The organism is Pseudomonas sp. EGD-AK9 (genome assembly GCF_000465935.2).
Taxonomy (GTDB): domain Bacteria; phylum Pseudomonadota; class Gammaproteobacteria; order Pseudomonadales; family Pseudomonadaceae; genus Aquipseudomonas.
On the sequence record NZ_AVOF01000610.1, the window covers coordinates 1 to 1124 of the forward strand.

The following is a 1124-nucleotide window of genomic DNA, read 5'->3' on the forward strand; positions in this document are numbered from 1 at the left end:
CGATCGGCGTGCGCCTGCGCGGGCGCGTCGAGGCCCAGGGCGCGGATATCGAGCTGCTGCGCCTGCAGGGCGACGCCGAGCAGCACCTGCAGCTGCAGGGCCGCCTCGACTGGCGCGAGGCCTTCGCCGCCGACGCCAAGCTGGACTGGCAGGCCTTCCCCTGGCAGCGCCTGTACCCGCTGGAGCAGGCGCCGCCGGTGAGTCTGCAGCAACTGCAGGCCGAATTCAGCTACAGCGGCGGCAACTACCTGGGCAACTTCTCCGGACAGCTGCAGGGGCCGGCCGGCGCCTTCAGCCTGAGCAGCCCGGTCAGCGGCGATCTCGAGCAGATCAGCCTGCCGCAGCTGCAGCTGCGGGCCGGCCAGGGCAAGCTCGACGGCGTGCTCAAGCTGGGCTTCGCCGCGGGCATCGACTGGCAGGCCATGCTCCAGCTCAGCGAACTGGATCCCGGTTACTGGCTGGCCGAGATGCCCGGCCGGCTCGGCGGGCCGCTGAACAGCCGCGGCAGTTTCAGCGAGGGCCGCCTGCAGGCGCAGGCCGATATCGACCTGGCCGGGCGCCTGCGCGGCCAGCCCGCGCAGCTGCAGGTACAAGGCGCCGGCGCCGGCGAGCAATGGCAGGTGCAGCGCCTGCTGGTGCGTCTGGGCGACAACCGCCTGAGCGGACAGGGCGCACTGGATCAGCGCCTGCGCGGCCAGCTGCAACTGGCGTTGCCGCGCCTCGGTCAGCTCTGGCCGGGCCTGCAGGGCCAGGTGCAGGGCAGCCTGGAACTGGCCGGTACGCTGCAGGCGCCGCAGGGCCGGTTGCAGCTCGGCGGTGAGCGCCTGGCCTTCGGCGAGCCCAGCCTGCGCCGTCTGCAGCTGGACGCTAGCCTGGATGCCCTTCAGCAGGGCAGGCTGGCGCTGCAGGCGCGCGGCATTCGCCTCGGCGACACCTATCTCGGCCGTCTGCAGGCCGATGGTCAGGGCGATGCGCGGCGCCAGGCGCTGCAGCTGGATCTGCAGGGCCCGCTGCTGCAACTGGCCCTGGCGCTGGACGGTAACCTGAGCGAGCAGGGCGACTGGCGCGGGCGCATCGCCCGCGGGCGCATCCAGAGCGGCGGCCAGGACTGGCAGCTGCAACAG

Annotated in this window: 1 pseudogene; it reads left to right on the forward strand. The window is 73.0% G+C overall.

Going from position 1 to position 1124, the window contains the following annotated elements:
* Window positions 1–1124: pseudogene (locus tag N878_RS21625) on the forward strand (translocation/assembly module TamB); the annotation flags it as partial.